This window comes from Burkholderia sp. Ac-20379, assembly GCF_017104645.1.
GTDB lineage: Bacteria > Pseudomonadota > Gammaproteobacteria > Burkholderiales > Burkholderiaceae > Burkholderia.
Genome location: NZ_JAAGPF010000098.1, coordinates 1 through 23,660, shown reverse-complemented (window position 1 = coordinate 23,660; position 23,660 = coordinate 1). Strand labels below are relative to the sequence as shown.

16 protein-coding genes are annotated in these 23,660 nt (G+C 61.4%); 8 read left to right on the top strand and 8 right to left on the bottom strand.

Annotated features, from left to right (window positions below; all coding sequences use genetic code 11):
- The coding region (locus tag G3N92_RS15165) for an FAD-dependent oxidoreductase (RefSeq protein ID WP_206128348.1) at window positions 1-1,301 on the bottom strand (1,301 nt) is incomplete at its 3' end.
- A 289-nt stretch (window positions 1,302-1,590) separates the two neighbouring features.
- Between G3N92_RS15165 and purL the strand changes: the two genes are divergently transcribed.
- Window positions 1,591-5,661, top strand: a complete 4,071-nt coding sequence (gene purL / locus G3N92_RS15160; protein WP_206128350.1) for a phosphoribosylformylglycinamidine synthase — start codon at window positions 1,591-1,593, stop codon at window positions 5,659-5,661.
- A 210-nt stretch (window positions 5,662-5,871) separates the two neighbouring features.
- Here purL and G3N92_RS34955 read toward each other — a convergent pair whose 3' ends face one another.
- A complete protein-coding gene (locus G3N92_RS34955) occupies window positions 5,872-6,090 on the bottom strand; it encodes a hypothetical protein (RefSeq protein WP_241014803.1) in 219 nt (72 codons plus the stop codon).
- On the opposite strand from G3N92_RS34955, the gene ilvD reads away from it, so the two are divergent.
- On the top strand, window positions 6,023-7,840 hold the full coding sequence (gene ilvD / locus G3N92_RS15155; RefSeq protein ID WP_241014801.1) for a dihydroxy-acid dehydratase: 1,818 nt from the start codon (window positions 6,023-6,025) through the stop codon (window positions 7,838-7,840). The two genes, G3N92_RS34955 and ilvD, sit on opposite strands and share 68 nt — an antisense overlap.
- 103 nt (window positions 7,841-7,943) lie before the next feature.
- On the opposite strand, the gene G3N92_RS15150 is transcribed toward ilvD, so the two are convergent.
- The gene (locus tag G3N92_RS15150; RefSeq protein WP_206128346.1) at window positions 7,944-8,243 is read right to left on the bottom strand and encodes a type II toxin-antitoxin system RelE/ParE family toxin; all 300 of its coding nucleotides are present in this window, start codon (window positions 8,241-8,243) and stop codon (window positions 7,944-7,946) included.
- Window positions 8,233-8,478, bottom strand: coding sequence for a type II toxin-antitoxin system ParD family antitoxin (locus G3N92_RS15145; protein ID WP_206128345.1), 246 nt, complete (start codon window positions 8,476-8,478; stop codon window positions 8,233-8,235). The genes G3N92_RS15150 and G3N92_RS15145 overlap by 11 nt, the downstream gene beginning before the upstream one ends.
- 285 nt (window positions 8,479-8,763) lie before the next feature.
- Between G3N92_RS15145 and G3N92_RS15140 the strand changes: the two genes are divergently transcribed.
- A complete protein-coding gene (locus G3N92_RS15140; RefSeq protein ID WP_206128344.1) occupies window positions 8,764-10,305 on the top strand; it encodes a methyl-accepting chemotaxis protein in 1,542 nt (513 codons plus the stop codon).
- Between the two features lie 97 nt (window positions 10,306-10,402).
- Here G3N92_RS15140 and G3N92_RS15135 read toward each other — a convergent pair whose 3' ends face one another.
- On the bottom strand, window positions 10,403-10,720 hold the full coding sequence (locus G3N92_RS15135; protein ID WP_206128343.1) for a SymE family type I addiction module toxin: 318 nt from the start codon (window positions 10,718-10,720) through the stop codon (window positions 10,403-10,405).
- A gap of 266 nt (window positions 10,721-10,986) precedes the next feature.
- Between G3N92_RS15135 and G3N92_RS15130 the strand changes: the two genes are divergently transcribed.
- The 5 genes from G3N92_RS15130 (at window position 10,987) to G3N92_RS15110 (ending at window position 18,219) form a co-directional block, all read left to right on the top strand.
- Window positions 10,987-11,850: a hypothetical protein gene (locus tag G3N92_RS15130; RefSeq protein WP_206128342.1), complete on the top strand. Its 864-nt coding sequence runs from the start codon at window positions 10,987-10,989 to the stop codon at window positions 11,848-11,850.
- Between the two features lie 340 nt (window positions 11,851-12,190).
- Window positions 12,191-12,661, top strand: a complete 471-nt coding sequence (locus G3N92_RS15125) for a hypothetical protein (protein ID WP_206128341.1) — start codon at window positions 12,191-12,193, stop codon at window positions 12,659-12,661.
- A 710-nt stretch (window positions 12,662-13,371) separates the two neighbouring features.
- Window positions 13,372-16,533, top strand: coding sequence for a hypothetical protein (locus G3N92_RS15120; RefSeq protein WP_206128340.1), 3,162 nt, complete (start codon window positions 13,372-13,374; stop codon window positions 16,531-16,533).
- A complete protein-coding gene (locus G3N92_RS15115; protein WP_206128339.1) occupies window positions 16,530-16,979 on the top strand; it encodes a response regulator in 450 nt (149 codons plus the stop codon). Before G3N92_RS15120 ends, G3N92_RS15115 begins: the two co-directional genes overlap by 4 nt.
- Before the next feature lies 1 nt (window position 16,980).
- Window positions 16,981-18,219 (top strand): response regulator, encoded by a 1,239-nt coding sequence (locus tag G3N92_RS15110; RefSeq protein ID WP_206128338.1) that lies wholly within the window; start codon window positions 16,981-16,983, stop codon window positions 18,217-18,219.
- Window positions 18,220-18,717: 498 nt separating this feature from the next.
- On the opposite strand, the gene G3N92_RS15105 is transcribed toward G3N92_RS15110, so the two are convergent.
- The 3 genes from G3N92_RS15105 to G3N92_RS15095 form a co-directional block, all read right to left on the bottom strand.
- Window positions 18,718-20,241 carry an MDR family MFS transporter gene (locus G3N92_RS15105; RefSeq protein ID WP_241014800.1) on the bottom strand — a complete coding sequence of 508 codons (1,524 nt, stop codon included), beginning with the start codon at window positions 20,239-20,241 and terminating at the stop codon, window positions 18,718-18,720.
- Between the two features lie 151 nt (window positions 20,242-20,392).
- Entirely contained in the window at window positions 20,393-22,807 is a 2,415-nt protein-coding gene (locus G3N92_RS15100; RefSeq protein WP_206128337.1) for a TonB-dependent receptor, read from the bottom strand.
- A 106-nt stretch (window positions 22,808-22,913) separates the two neighbouring features.
- A partial coding sequence (locus G3N92_RS15095; protein WP_339385921.1) for a FecR domain-containing protein occupies window positions 22,914-23,660 on the bottom strand: 747 nt, incomplete at its 5' end.

Sequence of the window (23,660 nt, the reverse complement as noted above, 5' to 3'; positions counted from 1 at the left end):
GTGGCGAAGCGATCCGCGCGCAGCGCGGCGAGCGTCTCGGCCGGCACTTGATGCCCGGTGCCGCCGAGGTAATCGCTCACCACTCTAGCAGAGCCGCAGGCCAGGCCCCAGCCGGCCGGCCCGTGCCCGAGATTGACGAACACGCGCGGGTGGTGCGTCGGCCCGACCACCGGCAGGCCGTCCGGCGACAGCAGCCGTGTGTCCTGCCACGGCAGCGCGGCCGAGATCTTCGCCGCGCCTGGAATCCAGTCGTGGGTGGCCTGGCCGAGCAGCGCCAGCGCCTCGTCGTTGAGCGCGGCCGGCAGCGGCTTGGCCGTGTCCTTCTCGCTTTGCAGCACCGGCGCGCCGCTGATGCGCACGCGCTGATGCATGCGCGTCATGGCGATCCGCTTGATCGAATCGATGACCGTGAGATGCGGCGCGTGTTCCTCGTAGGCGACCGGCGCCGTCAGCGCATTGACGCGCACCGGATGCAGCGGCAGCGTCACGCCGAGCCGCGTCAGCAGCGGCACGCTGCCGGTGCCGGCCGCGACCACCACGGCATCGGCCGAGATCACGTCCACTTCCTTGCCGCGCGCGCCGAGCCGGTCGCCCGGTTCCGGCGCCAGCTCGACGGCCGCCCGGTTCGCCTCGACGCGGATCGCCGTGACGGTGCGGCCGAACATGAACTGCACGCCGTGCTCGTCGAGCGTCTGCTTGACCAGCTTCGCGAACAGGGGACAGTTCCCGGTGCGCTCGAATTCGAGCAGCACGCCGCCGGCGAACGTCGGATCGGCCGGCACCGAGTGTTCGAGCGCCGTGCATTCCTCGGCCGTGAGGATCTGGTGCGGGACTTCGTTGGCGCGCAGCAGGTCGAGCGCGGGCTGGGCCTGCTCCCATTCCGGCTTGTCGCGGATCACGTGCAGCACGCCGGGGCGCTGTTCGAATTCCAGGCCGAAGCGGCGTTCGATGTCGGCGATCGATTCGCGCGACAGATCCACCAGCGGCTTGAGCTTCGCGAAGTGGGCCGTGAACGCCTCGGGGTCGCGCAGTTTGGCGAGTTCGCGCGTGAAGCGGCGCAGCGCGCCGTTCAGGCCCGGCTTGTAGACGACGCCGCTGCGCAGCGCGCGGCGGTGGTGCATGAAGGTCGGGCCGAACCAGACGTCGAGCGGCGTGGGCAGCACGAGGCCGCCATGGCCGTAGGTCGCGCCCTGGGCGACGGTGGCGTGACGCTCGACCACGCAGACGCGATGGCCGGCGGCACGCAACTGGTAGGCGGTGGCGACGCCGCCGATTCCGCCGCCGATGACGATGACATCCATGTTGTGATTCGATGACGAGCCGCGTGGCGACCCGGGGTCTGGTCTTCCTTGAGGGCCGTGTGGAACCCGGTGAACCGCGAATGATAGCGCCAAACCGGGCGCTGGCGGATTCGGCCTTGCGGCCGGGGCCGCCGCGCCGCGCCGTGGCGGATTGGACACGATCCGCCGATTCGCCGGCCGGGCTTGGCCCGGAAGCACCTAGGGAGAGCCGACTTCCGGGTATAATTACGGCCTTCCTTTCGCCCCAATGTCGCCGTTTTTTCGCGACTCATCGATGTCCGTCCAGCCCATGGCCCACTTCTCGTGTTTCCCCGGCGCCGCCGCCCTGTCCGATTTCCGCCAAGCCCGCCTGCTCGACACGCTCAAGCAGATCGACGGCGATATCGTGGCCATTCGCGGCCAGTACCTGCATTTCGTCAACGCGTCCGACGCGCTCGCCGCCGATGAAGCGGCCCGCATCGACGCGCTGATGCACTACGGCGCGCCGTTCGAGGCGGCCGCCGAGAAGGGCGCCACCGACACCTTCATCGTGCTGCCGCGTCTGGGCACCGTGTCGCCGTGGGCCAGCAAGGCAACCGACATCGCGCTGCACTGCGGCCTCGCCAAGGTGCGTCGCATCGAACGCGGCGTCGAGTTCACCGTCACGCTGAAGGCCGGCCTGCTCGGCATGGGCGGCAAGAAGGCGCTGTCGGCCGAGGCGCGCGCCGCCGTGGCCGCCGCGCTGCACGACCGCATGACCGAAACCGTGGTGGCCGCGCGCGACGACGCGAACCACCTGTTCGCCGAACTGCCGGCCAAGGCGCTGGGCCGCGTCGACGTGCTGGGCCAGGGCCGCGCCGCGCTCGAAGCCGCCAACGCCGAGCTGGGCCTCGCGCTGGCCGACGACGAAATCGTCTACCTCGTCGATGCGTTCACGAAGCTCGAACGCAATCCCACCGACGTCGAACTGATGATGTTCGCGCAGGCCAACAGCGAGCACTGCCGCCACAAGATCTTCAACGCCGACTGGACGATCGACGGCGCGAAGCAGGACATGTCGCTGTTCGCGATGATCCGCAACACCGAGAAGATCAGCCCGCAAGGCACGATCGTCGCCTATTCGGACAACTCCTCGATCATGCGCGGCGCGCAGGCCGAGCGCTGGTTCCCGCGCGGCGCGGGCGCCGGCGGCCAGCCGGCCGAGCAGTACGGCCGCCACAGCGAGCTCACGCACACGCTGATGAAGGTCGAGACGCACAATCACCCGACCGCGATCTCGCCGTTCGCCGGCGCAGCAACCGGCGCGGGCGGCGAGATCCGCGACGAAGGCGCGACGGGCCGCGGCGCGCGTCCGAAGGCCGGCCTGGCCGGTTTCACGGTATCGAACCTCGATCTGCCGGACGCCCGCGAAGCCTGGGAAAACGCCCGCGACGCCGCCCAGCCGGTGGCCGAGCGCAACCCGGCGGACGCCCACGCGCCGTATGGCCGCCCGGACCGCATCGCCTCGCCGCTGCAGATCATGATCGACGGCCCGCTCGGCGGCGCCGCGTTCAACAACGAATTCGGCCGCCCGAACCTCGGCGGCTACTTCCGCGTCTACGAACAGAACGTCGGCGGCACCGTGCGCGGCTATCACAAGCCGATCATGATCGCCGGCGGCATCGGCAACATCTCCGACGGCCACACCCACAAGCACGACCTGCCGGCCGGCACGCTGCTGATCCAGATCGGCGGCCCCGGCATGCGGATCGGCATGGGCGGCGGCGCGGCCAGCTCGATGGCCACCGGCGCGAACACGGCCGAACTCGATTTCGATTCGGTCCAGCGCGGCAACCCGGAAATCGAACGCCGTGCGCAGGAAGTCATCAACGGCTGCTGGCAGCTCGGCGAGACCAACCCGATCCTGTCGATCCACGACGTCGGCGCGGGCGGCCTGTCGAACGCGTTCCCCGAACTGGTCGACGGCGCCGACAAGGGCGCGCGCTTCGAGCTGCGCAAGATCCAGCTCGAGGAAAGCGGCCTGTCGCCGCGTGAAATCTGGTCGAACGAATCGCAGGAGCGTTACGTCCTGGCGATCGCGCCGGCCGATCTGCCGCGCTTCGAGGCGATCTGCGCGCGCGAGCGCTGCCCGTTCGCCGTGATCGGCGTGGCCACCGAGGAACGCGAGCTGAAGCTCGTCGACGACGCCACCGAAGGCGCCGATTCGCATCCGGTCGACATGCCGATGGACGTGCTGCTCGGCAAGCCGCCGAAGATGCACCGCGACGTGACGCGCGTGAGCGTCGAGCGCGCACCGGTGGACGTCACCAGCCTGTCGCTGGCCGACGCCGCCGTCAGCGTGCTCAAGCACCCGACGGTCGGCAGCAAGTCGTTCCTGATCACGATCGGCGACCGTTCGGTGGGCGGCACCACGGTGCGCGACCAGATGGTCGGCCCGTGGCAGGTGCCGGTGGCCGACTGCGCCGTCACGGCGCTCGACTACGCCGGGTTTGCCGGCGAGGCGATGACGATGGCCGAGCGCACGCCGCTGGCCGTGATCGATTCGCCGGCCTCGGGCCGCATGGCGGTGGGCGAGGCGATCACCAACATCGCGTCGGCGCCGATCGCGTCGCTCGACAAGCTCAAGCTGTCGGCCAACTGGATGGCCTCGTGCGGCACCGCCGGCGAAGACGCCGCGCTGTACGACACGGTCAAGGCGATCGGCATGGAGTTGTGCCCGGCGCTCGGCATCGGCATTCCGGTCGGCAAGGATTCGCTGTCGATGAAGACCAAGTGGAACGACGACGGCGTGGCGAAGGAAGTCGTCTCGCCCGTGTCGCTGATCATCTCGGCGTTCGCGCCCGTGGAAGACGTGCGCCGCCACCTGACGCCGCAATTGCGCCGCGTGGCCGATGCCGGCGACAGCGTGCTGATCGCGATCGACCTCGGCCGCGGCAAGCACCGCATGGGCGGCAGCATCCTGGCGCAGGTCACGCAGCAGGTGGGCGACGCCACGCCGGACGTGGACGATCCCGAAGATCTCAAGCGCTTCTTCAACGCGATCCAGTCGCTGAACGCCGACGGCAAGCTGCTGGCGTACCACGACCGCTCGGACGGCGGCCTGTGGGCGACCGTCTGCGAAATGGCGTTCGCGGGCCACGCCGGCGTGTCGCTGAACGTCGACATGCTGACGCTCGACCCGAACCACGAATCCGATTTCGGCGACGCGAAGGATTGGGCCAAGCAGACCAGCGGCCGCCGCGAGGATCGCACGATCCGCGCGCTGTTCAGCGAGGAACTGGGCGCCGTGGTGCAGGTGCGCGCCGCCGACCGCGACGCCGTGCTGGCCTCGCTGCGCGAACACGGCCTGTCGACCTGCTCGCACGTGATCGGCTCGGTCAACGAGCGCGACACGGTGGAAGTGTTCCGCGACGCCAAGAAGATCTACGAAGCGCCGCGCGCCGAACTGCAACGCGCCTGGAGCGAAGTGAGCTGGCGCATCGCGCGCCTGCGCGACAACCCGGCCTGCGCCGACGGCGAGTACGACACGCTGCTCGACGCCGCCGATCCGGGCATGCAGCCGGTGCTGACGTTCGACGCCGCTGACGACGTGGCCGCGCCGTTCATCGCCACCGGCGCGCGCCCGCGCGTCGCGATCCTGCGCGAGCAGGGCGTGAACTCGCACCTCGAAACGGCTTATGCGTTCGACCGCGCCGGCTTCGACGCGCACGACGTCCACATGAGCGACCTGCTGGCCGGCCGCGCCAACCTGGCGGACTTCGCCGGCGCGGTGGCGTGCGGCGGCTTCTCGTACGGCGACGTGCTCGGCGCCGGCGAAGGCTGGGCCAAGACGATCCGCTTCAACGAAGGGCTGGCCGAGATGTTCTCGACGTTCTTCGCGCGCCAGGACACGTTCGCGCTCGGTATCTGCAACGGCTGCCAGATGCTGTCGAGCATCGCCTCGATGATCCCCGGCGCCGAAGCCTGGCCGAAGTTCACGCGCAACAAGTCCGAGCAGTTCGAAGCGCGCTTCTCGCTCGTGGAAGTGCAGCCGTCGCCGTCGATCTTCTTCGCCGGCATGGAAGGCTCGCGCATTCCGGTGGCCGTCGCGCACGGCGAAGGCTTCGCCGATTTCTCGCAGCAGGGCGACGCGAGCCGCGTGGCCGTGGCGATGCGTTACGTCGATCACCGCGGCCAGGCCACCGAGCGTTACCCGTTCAACCCGAACGGCTCGCCGGCCGGCATCACCTCGGTCACCACGGCCGACGGCCGCTTCACGGTGCTGATGCCGCACACGGAGCGCGTGCACCGCACCGTGCAGATGAGCTGGTCGCCCGAAGGCTGGGGCGAGGCGAGCCCGTGGATGCGCGTGTTCCGCAACGCGCGCCGCTGGATCGGTTGAGTTCCGGTGCGCGGCACCGGGCCCGGCGGCTCACGACGAGCCGGCCGCCCGCGCCGCGCGCCATGCAGTTCGTTGTATCGAATTCGGCGCGTCGGACGATCGCGCCCGTGCCTTCAGGCAGCGCGATAGCCGCCTGAACGCGCAACGCCTGACCGCGCGCAAGCCTGCGCACGGTGCGGCATAATCGTTCAGGTTTGCATCGGCGGGCGCTCAAAAGGCGCCTGTTGTGGTGCGCACCGGTGCGTTGCGGCGAGCCCAAAGGCCTGATTCGCCGCGACCGCCGTTTTTCCCGGTCACCTTCTGTTTCGCTACCACAACAATGCCCGCATACCGTTCCAAAACATCCACCGCCGGCCGCAACATGGCAGGCGCGCGCTCGCTCTGGCGCGCCACCGGCATGAAGGACGAAGATTTCTCGAAGCCGATCATCGCGGTCGTCAATTCGTTCACGCAGTTCGTGCCCGGCCACGTCCACCTGAAGGATCTCGGCCAGCTCGTCGCGCGTGAGATCGAAGCCGCCGGCGGCGTCGCCAAGGAATTCAACACCATCGCCGTCGACGACGGCATCGCGATGGGCCACGACGGCATGCTGTATTCGCTGCCGAGCCGCGACATCATTGCCGACTCGGTCGAGTACATGGTGAACGCGCACTGCGCCGACGCGATGGTCTGCATCTCGAACTGCGACAAGATCACCCCCGGCATGCTGATGGCCGCGATGCGCCTGAACATCCCCGTGATCTTCGTGTCGGGCGGCCCGATGGAAGCCGGCAAGGCCAAGCTGGCCGTGCCGGGCACCAACACCATCCAGATCAAGAAGCTCGACCTGATCGACGCCATGGTGATGGCCGCCGACAGCCGCGTCAGCGACGAGGACGTGGCCGAAGTCGAACGCTCGGCCTGCCCGACCTGCGGTTCGTGCTCGGGCATGTTCACGGCGAACTCGATGAACTGCCTGACCGAGGCGCTGGGCCTGTCGCTGCCGGGCAACGGCACCGTGGTGGCCACGCACGCCGACCGCGAGCAACTGTTCAAGCGCGCCGGCAGCCGCATCGTGGAACTGGCCCGCCAGTACTACGAGCAGGAAGACGAGAAGGTGCTGCCGCGCTCGGTCGGCTTCAAGGCGTTCGAGAACGCGATCACGCTGGACATCGCGATGGGCGGCTCGACCAACACGATTCTCCACTTGCTGGCGATCGCGCAGGAAGCCGAGATCGATTTCTCGATGAACGACATCGATCGCCTGTCGCGCACCGTGCCGCAGCTGTGCAAGGTCGCGCCGAACACGAACAAGTACCACATCGAAGACGTGCATCGCGCCGGCGGCATCATGGCGATCCTCGGCGAGCTCGAGCGCGCCGGCAAGCTGCACACCGACGTGCCGACCGTGCATGCCAAGACGCTCGGCGACGCGCTGAAGCAGTGGGACATCGCGCTGACCGACGACGCCGCCGTGCAGAAGTTCTACATGGCCGGCCCGGGCGGGATCCCGACGCAGGTGGCGTTCAGCCAGGACGCCCGCTGGCCGAGCCTCGACCTCGATCGCGCCGAAGGCTGCATCCGCTCGTACGAGCACGCGTTCAGCAAGGAAGGCGGCCTGGCCGTGCTGACCGGCAACATCGCGCTGAACGGCTGCGTCGTGAAGACGGCCGGCGTGGACGAATCGATCCACGTGTTCGAAGGCCCGGCGCACGTGGTCGAATCGCAGGACGAAGCGGTCGAGAACATTCTCGCCGACAAGGTGCAGGCCGGCGACGTGGTGGTGGTGCGCTACGAAGGCCCGAAGGGCGGCCCGGGCATGCAGGAAATGCTCTACCCGACCAGCTATATCAAGTCGAAGGGCCTCGGCAAGGCGTGCGCGCTGCTGACCGACGGCCGGTTCTCGGGTGGCACCTCGGGCCTGTCGATCGGCCATTGCTCGCCGGAAGCGGCAGCGGGCGGTGCGATCGGCCTGGTGCGCAACGGCGACCGGATCCGCATCGACATCCCGAACCGCACGATCGACGTGCTGGTGAGCGACGAAGAGCTGGCGAAGCGCCGCGCCGAGCAGGACGCGAAGGGCTGGAAGCCGGCGCTGCCGCGCCCGCGCAAGGTGTCGGCCGCGCTGAAGGCCTATGCGAAGCTGGTGATGTCGGCGGACAAGGGCGCGGTGCGGGATTTGTCGCAGCTCGAGGACTGATCGGGCCGCTGCCTGGCTGTGAACGGCAAGATGCGAAACGCCACCCTTTTGGGTGGCGTTTTGTTTTGGGGGCATCGATGCTGGCGCGTAGGGCGGGCGATGCCTACAAGTGTCGGTCGACGTCCATGCGCTGATGCAGTACCCGGATCACGTCGAGTGTGTGGGGCATTTCGCGGTAGAACACCACGTGTGAGCCGACGAGGTAGCGCAGGTAATCGTCCCGTGCGCTGCTCGGTTTTCCGACCCGTTTGCCTTGCGCGAGCATCTCGAACATGGCGATGATTTCGCCGACATAGCGCTCAGCTTGATCGAGCGACCAGTGCTCGAACGTGTACGACCAGATGTCCTCGAGATCGCGCTGCGCCATCGGAGTCAGTCGTACCTCGCGGGCCTCAACCCCCATGTTTGGCGCGCATGCGGGCGAGGAAGGCCTGGCTGTCGAAAGCTGCAGGCTGGCCGGAGGCTTCACCCGCCCGCAAGGCTTCCTGCAGGGCCTTCAGTTCGGTTTCCTGCGTTTCAAGCAGGCGCAGGCCTGCTCGCACCACGTCACTGGCCGATCCGTAGCGGCCGGACGCGACCTGAACGTCTACAAATTGGGCCAAATGATCGCCCAGCGAGATCGAAGTATTCCGCGGCATCGTTTACCTCCTGATGGTCGAGAATGATATACCAATTTTTGGTATTTCTCGTGTGAGCCGGCTGCTTGAGCTTTGCTTGTCGATTGGCCCGCAGTGGGTGAGGCACACGCTTTTCTGCTCCGCGCGCACGATTCAGCTTTCGGCGACATGAACGATTCATGTCGAATCGGTAAGGTATTGATTCGTCTGAGTTATGTCTCGGATTTTGCCCCTACAAAGCGGCGGTTCCGGGCCGTTAACAGGCTTCGCATGCTCGATGCGACAGTACCTCTCAAAAGATCCTCAATGAAGCTCAGCCGTAAGATTCCTCTCGCGTTTTCCCTTTCTCTCACGTTGATGGCCGCCGGCGCTTTTTACGGCATCCACACGCTCAACGACGCCATCGCCACCTATCGCACCAGCGTGCAGGACGCCGCCGCCAACGAGCGCATGGTGTCGGCGACGCTCGTGGCGTTCAAGCTTCAGGTGCAGGAATGGAAGGACACGCTGCTGCGCGGCAAGGATCCAGAAAAGCTCGACCGCTACTGGGGCGCGTTCCAGAAGCGCGAGCGCACCGTCGACGATCTGGCGGCCCAGCTCCAGGCCAAGCTGCCCGACGGCGAGGCGCGCACGCTCGTGGCGCAATTCGCCGCCGCGCATGCCGAGATGGGCCAGGGCTACCGGAAGGGCTTCGAGGCCTTCAAGGCGGCCGGGGAAGATCCGACGGCCGGCGATGCCGTGGTGGCCGGCGTGGATCGCGCGCCGTCGACGCTGCTCGACCGCGCCGCGCAGACGATCGCCGCCGACAACGCCCGCATCGCGGGCGAGGCGGCTGCCGACGCGCGCAGCGCCACCGTGGCCAGCGCCGTGATCGCGGCCATCGTGTTCGTGCTCGGCCTGGTGGGCGGCGTGCTGTTCAGCCGCACCGTGACGCGGCCGCTGCATCGCGCCGTGGCGTTCGCACGCGACGTGGCCGACGGCGATCTGTCGACCGACCTGCACGCGAGCGGCGACGACGAAACGGCCGAACTGCTGGCCGCGCTTTCGCAGATGCAGGCCAGCCTGGCGCGCGTGGTGAGCCAGGTGCGCAGCAATGCCGAGGGTGTGGCCACGGCCAGCGCGCAGATCGCCGCAGGCAACCTGAACCTGTCGCAGCGCACCGAAGAGCAGGCCGCCTCGCTCGAGGAAACGGCCGCCAGCATGGAGGAACTGACCGCCACGGTGCGCACGAGCGCCGAGAACGCGCGGCAGGCCTCGGGGCTGGCCGGCGCCGCCGCCGACACCGCCACGCAGGGCGGCACGGTGATGCGCGACGTGATCGGCACGATGCAATCGATCGCGGACAGCTCGAACAAGGTGGTCGAGATCATCGCGATGATCGATGGCATCGCGTTCCAGACCAATATCCTCGCGCTCAATGCGGCCGTGGAAGCCGCCCGCGCCGGCGAGCAGGGCCGCGGCTTCGCCGTGGTGGCCGGCGAGGTGCGCACGCTGGCGCAACGCAGCGCCGCGGCGGCGCGCGAGATCAAGACGCTGATCGCGCAATCGAGCGAGCGCGTGGCGGCCGGATCGTCGCAAGTGGCCAGCGCCGGCGAGATCATCGACAAGATCGTGGATTCGGTGCATCGCGTGACCGATATCGTCGGCGAGATTTCGAGCGCGGCCGGCGAGCAGTCCACCGGGATCGAACAGGTCAACCTGGCCGTGACGCAACTCGATGAAGTGACGCAGCAGAATGCGGCGCTGGTGGAGGAGGCCTCGGCGGCGGCGCATGCGCTGGCGGATCAAGCGGAAGGGCTGCGGGAAGCGGTGGCGGCGTTTCGGTTGAGGGGGGCGGCGGTGGTTTGAGGCTTTTTAGGCGTGTGATGGGTTGGTTGGATGTTCGCTGCGCGCGATGGCTTGAGTGGCCATCGCGCGCTTTTGCTTTTATCGGCGAGCGAGGCGATTAATACGGCTTGATGCGGCGCCGTAAGCCCGTTTCGCGATTGAGCGTGGGAATGCCGTGCGCTTCGAGCTCATTCTCGGCTTCCGGAATCGGCGTGATCACCAAACGGCCATGCGTCACTTCGATGCGGACACGATGCGCCGGCTCAAATCCCGCTTTTTCGATCCATTTTCCTGATAGGCGGATCATCGGGACTGCCGTGCGCGGTTCGAGCCATTCGGGCTTTGTGGTGTTTTTGCCGTCGTGGCGGTAATGCTCCCAAATGGTAGCGGTGCGGTCCGGATAACGTATTGCTGCGTTATGATTCGATTCAGCCATGACTAACTCCTCGTTTGAGTTGGTGCTGGTTAGCGGCTCGTGGGTGGTGGTGCACCTGCGGGCCGCGCTCGTTTACGCCGCGTGCGGGGTTTTTGTTATCGCCGTGTGTAATGCCGTGGCGGCGATAATCAAGGGGTCGCGCGCGAACGCATGCCTACTTTAACGGGTGAGCGGTGGGGTGGGGTTGATGTGGGCAGGGTTTTGGGTGGGATTGGCTGTTTGGCCTAGGGGAGCGGGATTGCTGATTTGCGCATGTACTCGCTGCCTTGAGCGAGGCGCGGTTGCCTGGTGGCGCAGTTCAATCTGAAAATTGCCGTGGGAAAATTATTCAAGCATGGGGTGAGTGGTTAGGTGCTCTTGCATTTGCCGAACCTTGCGGGGATTCGATCAATCGAGATTGGAAAATGAATAACAGTGACAGGTTCATGCACGTCAAGGTCATGATTGTGATCGTATTGTTTCCGTTTGGCCTCCTTGCTGTTCAATACATCATCAGTCTGGCTTTTTTTAATGATGTCGAGCATATAAAAGGGCAGTATCCGTTGATAGTTCGGCATGATGGTCGTATCGCTCTGGTTGGCTACGAAATCGGCGGTTCGGTTGGTATTCCAGAGTGCCCCTTTGCGAAAAATGGTACCGCTGTTTCGTACACCTTTGAAGATACGACAACCTGCTTCAAGCATTCGGCCGCTGAGAAGATTGGCGCGGTGGGAAATGGTCCTGAGTGGATAAAGGTTGACTTTGCCTTTGAGGTCAAACACTACAACGCGGTCAGCTCGATGGCGCCAGTCTGTCTAGGTCTTGTTGACGGGAAAATTCAAGCCATTAGTGTGGCCCAGGGCAGTCGTTCCCTCGGTTTTGCGTCGTTATTCAAGGCAGCGAATCGGCAATTCGGAAAGCCTGCCTCACGAGTCGACGATGTTCGAGAGGTGGGTTTGTATAAGTATGTGAATTTACTTGTCAAATGGAACGTTGCGGACGGCGGTGCTTGGTTGGTCGATAATTCCAGATTTTATGCCGTATCTGGTAGGGAGAATGGGAGAATCTCAACCCTCACAATTTTCTCGCCGTTGGGAAAGGATTTGGTTGATCGCAAAGTCGGTTTGCTGAGGATGGCATGCGAGGCGTGATGCTCGCGGCTTGGTATGTCGCATGTCGTTCTCATGTGCTCTGGTTGACGTAGTTCTCAGTGCTGTTTTTTCCGGACGGCACCATCGGCTCGGAACAAAAGCATCGAAGTAGGATTTTTCGGGCGTTAAAGATGGTTTCATCTTTCGATCTTCGCAGACGCGCTCAACGCCCATATCTGCGCACTCGCCATCACAAAACAAACACCCGTCGGGAAAGCACCAATTATCAGGAAGATTTACGCCACCTAACTTCTCGCGACTTAAGTTTTGCGTTCAACGACCGTTATTACGAGCGACAGTGTCGATAACTACCAACTGGGAATAGGAGAGCCTCCTCCGCATGTCACTGACGAATTTTGAATTCCGCACCTCGCTATCTTGCCAGCAAATTCAGAGCCGGCTTTCGCTTATTACCAGCATGGAACAGTCTTGGTGCAACGGTTATTCTGCAAAATTTGTGGGAAAAGTTGGCGACCATTCTTTCAAGTTGCGCCCGAACATCAAGCATCGCAACTCCTTCCTTCCCGTGATTTTCGGATCGATAGTAGAGGAGGTGGCGGAGCGACGAGTGAAAATTTCCATGTGCATCCACCCGTTTGTCATGTTATTCCTCGTGATTTGGTTTATCACGTTTGCAGCTATTGCCGAAAGCCAAATCGTGAGCCACGGATTTGTGTTGAGCGAGTTGGTCGTCATGCCAGTTACCATGATCATTTTCGCAATTGCGCTGGTGGCAGGGGGCTTCGTTCCGGAGGCTAGAGCCGCAAAAATAGCTATCATGATGACTTTGCATGCAAAGCAAGACAACTAAGGGACGCTATCGTGAGGATTTATCTCGATGGCTGCTTCGGGGCGGCTACGGCCGGTCGCGCCGGTTCGCTTTCGGCCATAAGCCGCCCTTTGTCCATCCTGCGGAGCAGTCATTCAAATGACTACTCCGCCGCGCGAACGGTCATCGGTTGCATCAAGTGCGCGACGTATCATCGGCCATTGGGAACATTCAGGCGGGACGGATCCTAAGTCTGTTGGACCATTTTCGATGATTCCGACTTCCAGCAGCGCTGGGGGAAATTCATCCATCGACTCTCGCCTCTCCGAACAGGAAGCAGACGATTGTGCCTCTTGTAATCTAGAGGCATCGTCTTGCGGGATCCGTGGCACTGCTAGCATCCCTACACGACGCGGCTGATGCGGCCGAATTCGAGTAAACTGTATCGGACAGGTTTTTTGCAGTAGTGTGGGGTCAGGTGTAATCCTATTACCACGGGTCTATTGACTAGAAAGAAACTAAAAAACATGGGTCGTATAAAAAATATCGCTGTACAGTTGAAACGGACGCCCGAAACGTTATGGGAGTCTGTAGCAGACGAACTACTGAATGACCGAAAGAGTTCACTCCTCCTCGGACATTTATTCCCTCGGTCTGTGAGCTATTTGAGATCTGGTACGCGACCCGAAAAGGCGTCTTTGCGCCAGGAGTTGCTGTGGTCAAGCATTCTCTGTAACTTGCACGCGCAACAGTTGTCGGGTTTCATTTCCAAGCGCAGTGCGTTCGAAGCGGCTGTTTTGCGGTCAGACTTTGATCAAGCACTGTTCATACTCGATAGTGTTGAAGACAAATTCGGGCTTTCCCTTTGGTCGATTGAATGCCGTTTTGCCTGTTTGAGTGAAGCAAAACGCGATGCTGATGTAGCTACACTTTTTTCAAAGCTGTCTGTAAGGCATGGCGCGAAGCAGGTGCCTCTACTTTCCAACATGCTGGTGGGCTTTACCTGGTTGCGATGCAACAAGGCGGTGTCGCAAACCGCTTATCTCGAAATGGTGACTTCCGCATTGGACACGATTTCGGCCTACCGGGATCACGAACGCGATAAACAATATTTTACGTTCAAGGCCAACGCTTGGAATTTCGAGCAATATTACGACGTCGATTTTGCATCGATTTTGAATGCGGAAGCAAATTCCTCGCTTATCGATCGATTTCTAACGCTTAATCGTGTAATTACGCTCTTGGCGACTAGCACTAGGTCTGAACATCAATCGCTTGCTAACGATGCTCTTCATTTGCTTGGTAGTGTGAGAGACGAATCTCTTCAAGAACTCGATCTTTTTCTCAATTCAGCAAAGCAATATCTACAAGCCCCTCCTGCTTCGCTAACATACTACCTAGATGGCGACAGCGAAGCGTCTGCCGCTGCATTTACCGGCACCGAAGCACAATATGATCGCCTTGACGCCCGCGATCTTTTGGCCGCTCAGGTCCGAGCATCGTCATGGAACCCGGGCCGATCGGGGGCCGAGGTGGCGTCGTTGCGAGCAGCAATCCTCGTTGATTTCGAAAAGTTTATTGCGCGGACTTCTGACTCAGAAGGCGCGCTTGAGCGGCTTTACGCTCTCTGTCAACGATTTTCGATGTCGAGTTGGACGACACCCTTGGCTGCGCGACTTGAAATGGAACAACAGAATCAACTTCCTTGGCAGCAGCCAAATAGAAGCGCCCGAATGTTCGCAGTCAAGCTTCCTCCAGGTGATCATCAGCAGATCCGTTATTGTCCGGAAAAAATTTTTACGGAACTGACAGAGAGTCCATCCTCTCTTCACTCGATGGCAGAAGTCGAAGTGCGGATCCGAAACAAGGAAGATTTGAATTCAGAACTCCTTGACAGAGCGATAGCTGACGACGCTTATCGCACTTACATGCAAGGGTGGTGGGCATTATCAGTCGCCGACGATGGAGCTGCGTTATCTGCGTTTTCCGCCGTTGTGGAAGATGAGAATTTGCACATTCGTAACAAAGCTCGCGCATTCTATTTGCAGCTTCTGCTGACTATTGGTCAATTGGAAAGATTCATTCGGTGCGCTATCTTGTATTTCAAAGAGTCACCAAGCATCCGACAGAATATTCCTTGGGACGATTTTTTAAACATGTATCGTTCGGAAGATTACTATGAAGAGTTAAAAGGTATTCCGTCCATACCCATTCTCCTGTTTGTTTTCGATGAATTCAAAGGCTTGCATCGCAAGCGTGAAATAAATGAAGCAATCGATGATATTTTGGATCATTTTTCCGTAAGGAACCCAGTAGACATCCCACTGTCCGCGTTTGAGTCCGCATGGGAGCAGTCCCTCTTTTTGAAAAGCGTTTGCACGCCAGACCATCGTGAAGGATCATTTGCGCTTTCCACGCAAGTTTCAGTATACGAAGAGCGTATTGCGATCTGCGAGTATTTAGCACAAAGCGACTCAGCTCATGAGCGGGAATATCGTCAGGAAGCAGTTGATTTGCGTGAGCTTTTGACGGTGCGAAGCCTACTCGCAAGCTACAACGAAGCAAAAATCTACGTTGATGAAGACAGTGTCCGACGTCTATTCGAGACTTCGGGACGTGATCATCTTGCAGCCATTCGAAAACAAGGGCATCTAGCGCCAGAGACTTTGGAACTGTTTGATGGCAACAAGAAGTCTGCGACGCTGCAAATAGGTGCAAACGCTGACTATTTTTTGCTATTGCAGCCCTACACGGCGTTTCGCGATATTTTTGTTCTTGAGAAACGATACGGCCTTAACACCACGATTAGCGTCTCGATTCGACACGGCATTCTCGATGGAAAAGTAAAGGCGTCACTTGCGAAGCATGGGATTACTGCAAGGTCTTTGGAGGTCGATCCAATAAGCTCTGCGCGCGTATTGAACAGAGCCCTTTTTGATCTACTAGAGGACCATGAGCGGTTAAGTATGCGTCAAATTGTCGGCAAGCTTCACTCGAATATCGAAGCCGTGATCAAAGAGTTCAAGGGCACCGTTCTTCAAGCGCGAGTATCAAGAAATAAAGCGGGCGCTTTTGATTTTATCATCGATCAAGAATCGAATTACACAACCGGACACATTATCGCGCTATCTAGATTTGTAAACGAAAAAACAACGTACGATGATTTTTGTACTATTCTTTTGAATCAGTTTTGGGAGCGAACGGAATCTGGGCTTAAGGTCATTCGAGAGCATATCACTTCGATTTTTAAAGAAAAGATTCTTGATTGTTACGATCAGGTTCTAACAGCGATGCCGAAGTCTGATTTCACATCGAAAATTGCAATACGAAATCTACTTATTCAATCAAAAAATGATTGCATTCGTGATTTAGATGAACTTGTGACATGGTTCAAACGTGGTAAAGCTTTCAACTATGAATCTTTTAGGCTCTCGATGATCTTGCAGACGTCGGAAATGCATACACGTCAACTTTATCCAGAGTGTGAATTTTCGCTAATCGTTAGGGATGATACGACTTCATCATTTAAAGGACGGATTTTCCATCCTCTCTTGACGACATTCAATATTCTTTTCGAAAATATCGTTACACATTCCCACCTGATATCTCCAGAGGTGACGATTTCGCTTTCCGAGAATGAAGACGTTCTCACAGTGAAAATAGAGAACACGCGAACAAATTTGTTTGGGTTCGGGCTGATGGGAGATGAGAGCAGGCTGCAATCGACGATCGAGTCACTCGAGAAAAAGAATTACTACGAAGGCGTGGATGAAGAAGGCCGGTCAGGTTTGAAAAAAGTAAAGAAATTGATCACGAGTGATTTGAATTGTGATCTTGAGATTGAAGCAGTATATAGCAACCCTTCAACTTTCAGTCTTACTCTTCAAATTCAAGTTGGCGAGATTAAGGGATGAAGATCCTAATTGTTGAAGATCAAGAAGAAAAATTGCGGCAGGTCGAAGATTTCTTCGCTGAGACTCGCCCCCAGTGCACGTTGACGGTCGCTCGTTCATTTCAGCAAGCGAAAACTCAACTGAGAGGCGATCAGTTTGATTTGGTCGTTCTTGACATGAGCTTGCCGATGTATCCGGATGGGGAGAATCTGCAATCTAGTGTACTGGTTTACGGGGGAGAGGATTTGTTGGCATGGGCTAAATTGAGAATAAAAAATTTGCGTGTTATTGTCCTTACACAGTTCGATTATTTTGCTTCTGGCGATAATCCGAGGGATTTATCCAAGCTTTCGGTGACCCTGAAATCTGATTTTAAGAATACGGTGTTAAACGTAATTCACTACCAGGAATCGGACGCTACTTGGCGGGAAATTTTATCAACGTCGTTGAGGGGAATGGGGGTTTAAAGTGAATATTGTAATCATTGACGACGATAAATCTAAGCTGGCCGTCATCGAGTCTGTCGTGCATGCAACTTTATGCGACGTTGCGCACACCGTTAAGACAGCAGAGACACTAAGCGAAGCCAGGGAACTACTTAGAGCGTTTCGATGTGATGTCCTATTCCTTGACATCAAGATGCCTCAGTCGGAAGGGGGCGATTCTCGAGTCTCCGCCGGAATCGATTTCATTTCCGAATTACACGCGAGTCCATCATTTAGCCTTCCAACATATCTTTTTGTCGTGAGCGCGTTCGACGAGGCACACCAGCATGAAGGCGTCTCAGGAACCGATGGCGTTTACGCATGGATTAGATACGATCCTCTTTCGAGATCATGGTCGGATTTACTAGCCCGAAAATTAAGTTATATTGCATCAGTTTTTGAGTCACAGCTCAGCGACGCCGCGGCCTTTGATTACGATTTGGCAGTGGTTTGCGCGCTCGAAGATGTTGAACTTGATGCTGTTCTAGCTCTTGACTGGCAATGGCAAGGCCCATCGCATCCAGACAAAGGAGACCCGACCTCCTATTATTTTGGGCGCCTGACAATAACTTCAGGACGAGAAATCAGGGTCGTGGCCGCTGCTGCCCCACAAATGGGTATGGCGGCAATGGCAGTCCTAAGCACGAAAATCATGTCGAGATTTCGGCCAAAGTACATAGCAATGCCGGGTATTGCGGCCGGCGTAAAGAAGGAAAAAAATATAAACTTTGGCGACGTCCTGGTTGCTGATCTTTCTTGGGACTACGGTAGTGGAAAAATGAAGGTCGAGAGCGGTAAGACGACACTTGCCGCCGATTTGCGTCCCATTCCATTGGATCCCAAGATCAAACCTCTTTTTTCTGAGATCAGGAAAGACAAGGAATTATTGCAGAAAATTGCTGCGGAATCCTCCGACACGAAACCCAAAACGGAGCTTCGCGTGCATATCGGGCCCTTGGCGTCCGGCGCAGCAGTTATCGCTGACGAGAGTATCGTCGCGGATATTGTAACCCAGCACCGCAAGCTCATTGGCATCGAAATGGAAATCTATGGGCTCTACTATGCTGCCGCAAATATCACCGCTCCGCGGCCCATTGCGTTCGCATTGAAATCAATCTGCGATTATGGCGACCGAAGTAAGACGGACAAGTATCAGGCATACGCTGCCTACACGAGTGCTAGTGTCCTCGATCATCTAGTAAGGGCAAAACTATATTTCTAGTGCCAACTCAATAGGAGCCTTGTCAAGGCGTCCCGGCGCCTAGGCTACAGATAAAAGAATGTCGGCGGAATGTTGAGTGTTGATTGTATGCATCTGCCGGCGGCCAACGCAATATTAGTGATGGCGGCAATCTGGATTGCAGGAAATAGGCCTGAAGACTCCCCTCGAGTAGCAGCATCAGAAATGTCGCTCATGGCCGACAACTTGCCAGCGTAGAGACGGGGGGCGAATGACCGTTCCAGCACGCAACCGGCCATAGCTCCAGCACTGGCACGAAGGGCGGCTTCGGGTCGAAAACAGACGAACATATACGCTGATTTACCCCGGCCCCCTCATCGGCCCCAAAATTTACACGGCCGTTTGAATGATGCGTCCCCAGCTTGCCCGTGGCGACAGCGGGCTCGAAGAATGCCCGTCAACTACGCGCGTCTACCCGCCGACGTCAGCGTATAGCCATTACCTGAACCAATCAAAACCCCCACCCACACCCCACAACCCTCACCCCTCCCGCCTCACCAACCTCTCCTCCGGCATAACCGCCAACCTCAACACCAACAAAAACCCCCCAAACATCAAAATCCCGCCCGCCACCAAACTCGCCCCAATCGCCACCCGATAAATCCCGACGATCAATTCCTGCTGCGCAGCCGGCAGCTTCCCGATCGCGGTAATGCCCTGATCGAGCAGCGCCTGCGTATCCACCGCGCCGCCCAATCCCTCGATCTGCCGGTTCAGCACGAACGTCATGATCCCGCCGGACACGGCCACCCCGAACGAGCCGCCGAGCGAGCGCACGAACGCCATCGTCGCCGTGGCGGCGCCGAGCACGCGATCGGCCACCGCGTTCTGCACGATCACGGTCGCATTCGGCATGCCGATGCCCATCCCGGCCCCAAGCACGGCCATCGTCGCCAGAAACGCCGGCACGCCCGCGCCGAAATGCGCACACACGGCCAGCAGGCACAGCCCCAGGCACTCGAGCCCAACCCCCAGCGCCAGCAATTTCGCCGTGCGCGCAATGCCCGACGCAAATCGCCCGCCAGCGAACGACGTCAACACCATCATCCCCACCTGCGGCAGCATCATCGCGCCCGATTGCTGCGGCGACTGGTGCAGCACCATCTGGTAGTACAGCGGCATGAACACGAGCGAGCCCATCATCGCGAACGCCATCAGCCCCGAGGCGGCCACGCAGGTCGTGTAGGGCAAGTTGTCGAACAGCTTGGGATCGATGAACGGCTCCTGCGCGTGGCGCTCCACGCGCCACAGCAGCATGAACGCGGCGGCGGCCACCACCGCCAGCAGCCAGGTCTGCGGCCGTCCGGACGCCAGGTGCGCGGCGCTCGAATTGAGCAACAGCAGCAGGCTGGTGGTGCCGGCGCAGATCAGCACCGCGCCGCGGTAATCGATCTGCCGCGCGGGCCCGCGCGCGAGGCTCGGCAGCGACGTCAGCACGAGCGCGAGCGCGGCCGCGCCGATCGGCAGGTTGATGTAGAACACCCAGCGCCACGAGGCATGGCTCGTGATGAAGCCGCCGAGCAGCGGGCCCACCACGCTGCTGACGGCGAACGTGCCGGTCATCAGCCCTTGATACTTGCCGCGCTCGGCGGCGGGCACGATGCTGCCGATGATCGTCTGCGAGAGCGTCATCAGGCCGCCCGCGCCGAGCCCCTGCAACGCACGGAACGCGATCAGCGCGAACATGCTCTGCGCGGTGGCGCACAGCACGGACGCCACCAGAAAGATGCAGACGCACGCAATGAAGAACGGCTTGCGCCCGTACATGTCGGAGAGCTTGCCGTAGAGCGGGGCGCTGATCGTGGAGGTCAGCATGAAGGCGGTCACCACCCAGGTCAGGTGCTGAAGGCCGCCCAGCTCGCCCGCGATCACGGGCAGGGCGGTGGAGACGATGCTCTGGTCGAGCGCCGCCAGCACCATGGCCAGGATCAGGCCGCCGAAGATGCGGTGGCGTTGGGCGAGAACGATGTTGGCGGCGGTACGGGCGGGTTCGTTGCGGGGCATGAGGACTCGAAGCGGAGCAGCGCACGGCGCGCCGTTGGCGGAAGCAAGCCGCGAGTATCGCATTCTCGCCGTGACAACGACGATAGCGGGCCGCGCCATCGTTGCCATCGCCGCTGCCGCGCGTCGCCCGGGGAAGGCGACGCGCCGCCGCTCAATACTTCCAGGTCAGGTTCACGCTGCCGTTCAACGGCGCGCCGTAGGTGCCGTAGCTGTATTCCATCGTCGACCAGTACTTCCGGTTCAATGCGTTGTTCAGCGTGCCGGTGATCGTGAAGTGGCGGTTCACCTCGTAGCGGGCCATCAGGTCGACGTCCACGTACGAGCCCTGCGTCGCGGTGCCCACGCCGTCCTCCACGTAGTAGGTGGCGCTCTGCCAGCGCAGGTTGCTGCCCACGGTCAGCTTGTGGTCGAAGAACGGCAGGCGGTAGGTGGTGGACAGGTGCACGGCCTTGCGCGGCACGAACAGTTGCGTCGCGTTGCCGTTGGCATCCACCACGCGCATGATCGTCGCGCCGGCGCTGACGTTCCAGTCGCGCGTGAGCTGGCCCGACACTTCGGCTTCCACGCCGGTCGAGGTCGCCTCGCCGCCGGAATAGTAGTAATTCGCGGTGCTCGGATCGAAGCCGGCCTCGGTCGCGATGTTCGACTGATGCACGCGGTAGACGGTCAGCGACGTGTTCACGCGGTTGTCGAAGAACGCGCCCTTGATGCCGGCTTCCTCGCTGCGTCCGCGCGCGGGCCCGAGCAGTTGGCCGCTGGCGTCGAGCTGGTATTGCGGATTGAAGATTTTCGTGAAGCTGGCGTAGGCCGTGATCTGCCGCGTCAGGTCGTAGGTCAGGCCGAGGTACGGCGCGGAGCCGGTCGATTGCTGATCGTAGCCGCTGCCGTTCGAGCTGCCGCTGCTGGCGGCCTGGGTGACGTTGATACCGAGCAGCAGGTGGGCGCGGTCGGTCAGGCTCCAGCGCGACGAGGCATACAGCGAGCGCCGCACGTCGAGGTAGTTGACATGCGAGCTGGCATCGCCGAACACCGGCTCGGGGTAGCTGCCGGCCAGCAGCGTGGCATAGGCCACGGGCATGCCGTCGGTGTCGCCCTCGGCGGACGGGTTGGTGAACTGCGAGCGCGAGAAATTCGCGCCCACCACGATGTCGTGGGTGCGGCCGAACAGGTCGATCTTGCCGCTCACGCTGGTGTCGAGCACGAGCTGGCGGTTCGACGACACATACGATGAGGTGTACGAATTGACGCCCGAGCCATCCGCATTGAACGAGCCGTACGGATAGAAGAATTTGGCGTTGTTGTAGATGTCGTTGTAGTTGACCGAGGTTTTCCAGGTCCAGCGCTTGCCGAGTTGCTGCGTCAGTTCGGCGAAGGCGCGCTGTTCCTGCGTGTCGAAGTAGGCCCAGCTCGGCGCGAGGCTCGTGCTGCGGCTGTAGCTCAGCTGGTTGCCCGATGCGTCGAGGAACGGCAGCCCGCCCCAGCTTGACCCCTTCAACCGGTTGATCTCGTAGCTGCCGCCGATGGTGAACAGCGTGCTCGGCGTCAGGTTGAAATCGAGCACGCCGTAGACGATGTCCTTGCTCGGCTTCAGGCGGTCGGTGAACGAATCGCCGTCCTGATGCACGGCCACGAGCCGGCCGGCCACGGTGCCGGCCTTGTTCAGCGGCCCCGAGATGTCGACGTCGATTCGCTTGGTGTCCCACGAGCCGTACGACACGTTGCCGGACGCCTGGAACTGGTAGGTCGGCCGCTTGCGGATGAAGTTGACGGTGGCGGACGGGTTGCCGGTTTCGGCGTTGAGCCCGTCGGCGCCGCGCAGCACTTCCACGCGGTCGAACAGCGCCATGTCGATGTCGCCGTATTGCGCGGTGTATTCGAGCGGCATGCCCACGCCGTCGAACTGCAGGTTGGTGATGTGGAAGCCGCGCGACGTGAAATCGGTCGCGTAGGAGTCATAGGGTTCGACGGTCACGCCGGTCACGTGGCGCAGCGCGTCGTTCACGCTGTTGAGCTGGAAGTCGTTCATCTCGGCGCGCGTCAGCACCGAGACGGATTGCGGCGTTTCCTTCGGCGACAGCGCGATCTTGCTGCCGGCCGTGGTCGAGCGGATCGTGTAGGAGCCGGTCTGCTCGGTGGGGCGTTGCGGCGCGTCGCCGCTGGCTGTCACGCTGACGGCTGGCAGCACCGTGTCGGCGGCGGCCGGGGCCGACACGGCCGAGGCCGCCGGTGCCCGACGCACGGTCACGGTGCCGTCCTTCGATTCGGCCACCAGGTGACTACCGTCGAGCACGCGCACCAGGGCCTGTTCGGCCGTCATCCGCCCGGCGACGGCCGGCGCGGTGCGCCCGGCCACGAGCGACGGTTCCACCAGCAATTGCAGCCGCGCCTGGCGCGCGAGCTCGGTCAACGCGCTGCCGAGCGGCTGGGCCGCGATCGAGACATCGAGCTTCGGAGCGAGCGCCGAAGCGGCGGGCGTTTGGGCATGCGCGTCGGTGGCATCGAACGCGGCCACGGCGAGAATCACGGCCGCCGTCATGACGGCAAGCGGAAGGCGAGGGAACAGCATCGACAGCATCTCCGGCAAGTAACGAAACAAAGGTCATTGCGGGAGAAGACGCATCGCGTTGCGGAATCCTGACGTCGCTTGCGAAAAATTTTTACGAACGCGCGAATCAGGCCGCGCGCACGATCTCGGTCACGTCGCCGCGCGTGCGGATCCGCACGGGCAGCACGCGCGGCAGCGCCTGCACGAAGCTCGCGACGTGCCGGACATCGAAGCTGCCGGTCAGGCGCAGCGCCGCGACCGACGCATCGCCGATCGCGACGCCGGTCGGCACGTAGCGCTCGAATTCCTGCAGCGCCCGCGCGAGCGTGGTGTTGTCGAAGCGCACGCGGCCCTCGCGCCAGGCGCCGACGTCGGCCGGCGAGATCGCGGCGATCGGCCCGAACCGGCCGTCGGCATCGGTGGCGATGCTCTGGCCCGCGCCGAGCGCGATGGCCGGCCGGCCCGCTGCGCGTGGTGCGGCCGACGCCACGCGCACGCGGCCTTCCTCGACGTCCACGCGCACGTTGCCGGGCTCCAGCCCGGTCTCGGTGCAGCGCACCGCGAAGCGCGTGCCGACCACGGTGACGGTGACGTCGCGCGCGAACACGTGGAACGGTGCGTCCGCATCCGATTGCACGGCGAACATCGCCTGGCCGCGCTGCATGTGCACCTCGCGGCGGTTCGGAAAGAAGCGCGCCTCGACGTGCGTGTCGGTATCGAGCTGCAGTGTGCTGGCGTCGGGCAGCGAGACGGTCTGCAACGCGCCGCGGCGCGTGTCGTAGCGCTGCGCGAACGTCGGCGTGTTCAGCCAGGCATCGCGCAGCGCCCAGCCGAGCGCGCCGCCGCCGGCCACCGCGAGCGCGGTGCCGGCCAA